4 protein-coding genes are annotated in these 5,255 nt (G+C 53.9%); all 4 read right to left on the reverse strand.

All coding sequences use genetic code 11. The annotated features are described in order from the left end of the window. Positions 1-81 precede the first annotated feature (81 nt). Positions 82-1,905 (reverse strand): transposase-like zinc-binding domain-containing protein, encoded by a 1,824-nt coding sequence (locus ACP5PX_RS07170; RefSeq protein ID WP_428085286.1) that lies wholly within the window; start codon positions 1,903-1,905, stop codon positions 82-84. Between the two features lie 253 nt (positions 1,906-2,158). Continuing rightward, positions 2,159-2,500, reverse strand: a complete 342-nt coding sequence (locus ACP5PX_RS07175; protein ID WP_428085287.1) for a hypothetical protein — start codon at positions 2,498-2,500, stop codon at positions 2,159-2,161. After that, complete coding sequence (locus ACP5PX_RS07180; protein ID WP_428085288.1) at positions 2,481-3,377, reverse strand: hypothetical protein; 897 nt, start codon at positions 3,375-3,377, stop codon at positions 2,481-2,483. The genes ACP5PX_RS07175 and ACP5PX_RS07180 overlap by 20 nt, the downstream gene beginning before the upstream one ends. 165 nt (positions 3,378-3,542) lie before the next feature. After that, a complete protein-coding gene (locus tag ACP5PX_RS07185; RefSeq protein ID WP_428085289.1) occupies positions 3,543-4,775 on the reverse strand; it encodes a hypothetical protein in 1,233 nt (410 codons plus the stop codon). Positions 4,776-5,255: the final 480 nt, after the last annotated feature.

Genomic DNA, 5,255 nt, shown 5'->3' on the forward strand with positions numbered 1-5,255 from the left:
TGTAAATTTCTCAATTGAATTGGGAAAAATAAAAAATTTTTTTCCGAAAATTGGATTAAGACATTTTCGGGTTAAGAGTGATTAGAGGGGTGTTGCGTGGAGGACTCTCCTGCGGGAGAGGTGCTTCTTCCTCAGCTCCTCGTGGCAGAGGGCGACCACCCTCCCCTTGAGGCGTCTGAGGACGGTTACGGTCTTCCGGCTCACCTCCCCTTCCCTGTTCCTGTAGATGATGAGGTAGGTTCCGCCTTTCCTCAGCTGAACCCTTCCCCTGTGAGGGGCGTCGCCCCCCATCCTGCTCATGGAGAAGTGGGCGGCGACCTCAAAGGCAACTGCGTGGAGGCCGTTCCTCCTCAGGTAGGCGTAGCCGATAGCCCTGAGCGGGAACGCGGACCTGCGTCTCCTTACGCCGTCCCCTGTCACGCTGAACTCTCCCTCGCACGGGTTGTTGGTGATCTCCCTCCCGTCGAACACCTTCCTGAGCAGGCTCAGGATCCACTCGAGGGCGCCGCGCGCCTCCTCGGAGAGTGATTGCCGCGCCTCCTCGACGGGGCCCCTGTAGACGAGCCTCGCCCTCTGAGTCGCTCTTGCGGTCTTCTTCTTCGCCCCGTGTGGCTTCTCGGCCTCCTCTTCTTTCGTGCTCCAGGAGCCTAGGAGGGCTCTTCCGAGGCTCTCGACCTCCTCGGGCATCGCCTTGAGGTGCTTCCAGGCGTTCATAAGGAGCCTCTTCCTCTTAGCTCCGGGTGCACCCCCGTACAGTTCGGCGATCCAGCTCATCACTCTCCGTGCGTTCTCCTCGATTGTGCTCACTCCCCTCCTTCTGAGCTCCTTTATGACGGAGTTCAGCTCCCTTACCCTCGTCAGCATCATGAGGAAGAGGCCTTCAAGGCTCGTTCTGCTCCGAAGCTCGAGGGCGAGGGCCCTCAGCGCCTCAAGGAGGCTCGCGCCCATGGCCTCGAGGGCTTCTGTCGAGTGGTTCCTGAGCGTGAGCACCGGGTTCGTTCCCTTGAGGCCTTCGTAGAGTTCAATCACGCCCGGGGGGAGGAGCCTAGCCTCGTTTCTCTTGGGCGTGGGTGTGGTGAAAGAGTCGGTTCTGAGGCGCAGGGTCCACCAGCCGCCGTGGTGGAAGTAGACCATCGCGTCCCCCCAGAGAGTGTGGTTCTGCGCTACCACCACCGCCTTCTCCCCGTAGCGCTCGATGAGCCACCTTATGGCCGCCCTGTTTGTGTCCGTGACGAAGAGGTACCGGTCCGCCTCCATACCTCTCAGCGCTCCGTCCAGAAGCTCTTCGAGGCCTTCCATGGTTCTCTCGTTTCCCTCCCCGATGTTCTTCCTCTCCCCGCTGACCGTGAGGAGCAGGCAGCTCTCTCCCCTGTGGAGGCCGTCCAGGTTGACCACGAGCACCCTTTCCTTCCGGTGGCTGACGGCCATCGGCTTCCCGCTCACCCGGGGCTCGAAGTCGGGGAGGCGCCACAGGTTCTCCCAGAGGACGTTTCTGCTCAGGCCGAGGAAGTCGGCCGCGTCCTCGACGGTTGTCTGGCAGTGTATGACCATGGTGAGCGCCGTCAGCGTCTTCAGCGCCCTGAAGGTCACGGCCTCGAAGACCGCGTGGAAGGCCATATCCCTCTCGCACGCATTACACCGGTACTGGGGTGTCCCCGAGCCGTTCACGCCGTTCTTGACGAGCTGCGCGCCACAGGATGGACAGAGGGGGCGCCCGAAGCTATCCACAACGAGGCCGACGACCTCATCCTCGCCGAGGCGTGGGTCGAGGCGCCCGACGAAGTCGGCCCTCCTCTGCATCTCCTCGTCCTCACAGATGATCCTGAACCTGCACGTCGGGACGGAAGCAGCCCTGATTCTCCCCTCGGGGGGAGCATACTCGACCTCGACAAACAAGCTTTCCAAAATCCACCACATAAACTAAGCGTAAGCAGCCAAAAAAACATCACTCTTAACCCGAAAATGTCCGGTTTACAGGAGCACGTCCAAAAAATTGAAGTATTCGTTTTTTCAAGGATTGTTTGAGGCGTGTTGTTGCCGGCGATCCCCCCTTCACCGATGTAAACAGCTTGGGCAGACTGGCTTGTGGTGGCCGCTGAGCCGAATAGGCGAACGGAGTGTCCACTAGCTTTGGGCCTCTGTTCACTGTCCTTGTGCCCTACCCTTTCTGAGGGAATTGCACTGGCCGCAGTTCCTTCTGCCAGGCCTTCTGCGTGAAAAACGCGCTGATGTTATGGGCAATGTACTTGAGCAGTAGCCCTTTCCTCTGCATGTCTGGCCTTCGGTAGTTCAGCGTGCCTCCATCCCGGGCCTTTCTGTTCCCTATGGGGCGTTCCACCAGCTTGCGGCGTCCATACTTCTCCTCGCTAAAATCTCTCTGAGCCTGGCGGCGGTGGCGCCCCTTGTAGGGCTTCCCATCATAAAGTTTTGGGTAAACAATGAGGGTGATTCCCCTCTCCTGACCGTACTCATAATTGTACTCAACGTCGCAGGTCTGCATCCATGTAGACTGTTGAGCCGGGCGGCACATGTCTTAGGAGGGGCCTTGCATCCCGGGTGTTTTTTGTGACTTTAACCGCCACCACGGTGTTAGTTGCCAGCTGGGAGAGTATGTGGTACTTCACGGTTTGATGGTGGAGCCTCGTTTTCATGGCCCTCATGACTTCTTTGAGGGTGGTGCAGGTGTCCTCTGTGGAGTCTACGCCGTAATCATTCAAGTTTTCTTCCCCGAAGAGCTTGGCGTGCTCCTCGGCAACCATCTGGTTTAGGATCCGGAGGGCTCCTTCCAGGTATTTTTCGGGGATTTTGGCCATGGCCCAGTGGAGCTGGGAGGGGCAGGGGCTTTTGGGCTCCTCTCCCTTCTCCCTGGCTTCCTCTGTTCTTGCGTCGTAGTTGTGGTTTTTGAGTTCTGTGGAGAGTTTTTCGAAGCTTAAGCCTCTTAACTCTTTGATGAGTATTGCTGCGGCTAGCTTTTTTGGGCTGTAGTGTGGTTTTCGCCCCCTCTTTGAGGGTTTCCAGGGGTCCCCCAGTTTTTCTACGGCCGCCTCTGCGATTCTGAGGTCGTCTTCCACTGTGTGTTTTCTGGCCTCCCTGCTTGTGGCGTCCTGGAAGGGGGTCTTGGTTTTTGTTGGAGACCAGGGCCTCTTCTTCTCCGGCCGATATTTGCTGCGCCGCTCCCTTTCTTCCTCGTTTATTAGGCGCTCCAGAACCGCGTCGTGGATGGCGGTGCAAACTTCTTCGGGGGGTGGAACCTGGTCTTTGATGAGGACTATGAGGGGGGTGTTTCCCAGGCTGTATAGGGTGAATCTTCTCACGTCGAGCAGTTTTACTGCGTATTTGTAGGGCACAGGCTTCCTACGAATAACTGCCTTACCCATAGCATAAGTATAATACTACCCAAAAATAGAAGAATTTTTGGACGTGCTCGTTTTGTGGGGTTGGTGATGTAGAATTGCTTGGCTTTTTCGATATTTTCTGAAAGGGAGGTTCTGCCTTTTTTGTTTTTCTTCCTACCCCTTTTTTGCTTGTTCACTCTTCTTTGCTTAGACCGCCGCCATGATTAGCCCGTAGCTAAAGTGCCCCATTTGAACCACAGGATTCTCCACCGGTTTGCCACCTGAGAAGGTTTTGAGGGAGTCCCTCAGGCACAGGAGGAGAGCTCTATCGCGGAGTCCCTCGACGGTCCAGTACGAGGTGTCAAGTGCATGTTTTTCCCTCCAGTTCCCCCCTTCCATGGAGTTGGTGCTTGTAGGCAGTCCTTCAGGTGGGGGCTTTCCTATTTCTTTTTCCAGTTCCTTGTAGAAATCCTCCTTGAGGTAATCGTGGAGGGATCTATAACCCTTAAGGTAGGTGTTCGGGTCGTTTTTCCTAAGTTCTTGAAGTTGGGGGTCTTTCCTCGCGATGCGTCGCCTCCGGTGTATGGTGCACCTTTTCAGGTTGTTGCAAGTTCCATTATATGATGGTTCCCCATCAACTACAACGTAGTCTGTTCCCTTCAAGGGCTGCATGAGCATGAGGGCTAGGAGGTGGTTGAAATCCATGTCCTGTACACATAACGAGGCAAAGATTTTTAGGGTGGGAAGGTAGGCTGCGGCGAGTGTGAAGCCTTCAGGGTGTAGTAGAGGTTTCTTTCCCTCCTTCTTCCTCTTCTGATTCTCCTCTTTTTGCTTCTTTTTGGCCCCCTTCTTTGCAGGGTAGGTTTCATCTGCTGTTGCTGGGATGATTTCTTTTCCCTTTTCTGGGAGTTTGTCTCGGAGTTGCTCCACGTTTTCTGCGCCGGTGAGTATTTTGAGGACGTTTATGGCTAGGTCTGCGCCCAGGAAGGATAGGCCGGCGTACTTTTCCGCTCTTTTTCGGAAGAGTTTGCAGTAGTTTTTGATGGTGTCTCGGTCCACTTGTATTCCCAGCTCTGTGAGGGTGGCTTCCGCCCGGTTGCGGGGCATGTTGGCAGCCAGGGCGAGACAGAGGTCTACTATGAGGGTGCTGTAGATGCAGTTCTTGTAGAAGGGGGCTTGGGCGTAGAAGCTGGTTTTGCAGTTCTTGCACTGGAGGCGTTTGATCCGCACAGTTATGTCTTTGAAGCCAGTTTTTGTTATTATTCTGCAGAATATTTTGGGTTGGGTGCCTCCGCTCTTTATCACGTTTTCCGAGCCGCATTTGGGGCAGGGCTTCTTTTCGGAGTAGGTTTTGTTGTCGTATGATTGGAGGAACATGGTAACCGCGTCACGTAGGAGGGGGAGTGTGATTGGGAGTTGTTTCTTAACAGGGCGCCTCAAAGCAATACCACCTCAAATAGTGGTGTTAAAAATACCCGTCAAATTTCAAAAATCTTTCTAAAGACAAATAAATCTACATCACCAGGTACCGATCGTGATGTAGAATAGTTTGGCTTCGCCTAAAAAAGGAGCATTTATAAAGCTCATTTTGCAATTTAGAGCCCAACCAGGAAAACGGAGCCAAATAAATCTACATCGCCAATATTTGATACAGTTTCATTAAATGTTCCCCATCTAGATGTGCGGTGCCTCTTGTAACGCTTTCCCAACCTTTTTATGGCTTAGCCTTTTCCCCTGCCTTAAAGTCTATTTTTTGAGGCTTACAAACTATTCCCTTAGCATTAAACAGCCCAAAAAAATAAGTAGCGGCATATTAAATGAGCTAGTGTTTCTAGCAAGGTGGCAGATATTTTGGCATTTAGCTTTCGACGGAGGTTAACTAACTCCAATTAAACTTGGTTTTGGAGTATAATAATAATC

The sequence above is a fragment of the Hadarchaeum sp. (SeqCode) genome, assembly GCF_049969415.1.
In the GTDB taxonomy this organism is placed as follows: Archaea; Hadarchaeota; Hadarchaeia; order Hadarchaeales; family Hadarchaeaceae; genus Hadarchaeum.

Excerpts from the sequence above, each read along its gene's own strand:
- ACP5PX_RS07180 (WP_428085288.1), bottom strand. The coding sequence starts at position 3,377 with ATGGGTAAGGCAGTTATTCGTAGGAAGCCTGTGCCCTACAAATACGCA.
- ACP5PX_RS07175 (WP_428085287.1), bottom strand. The coding sequence starts at position 2,500 with ATGCAGACCTGCGACGTTGAGTACAATTATGAGTACGGTCAGGAGAGG.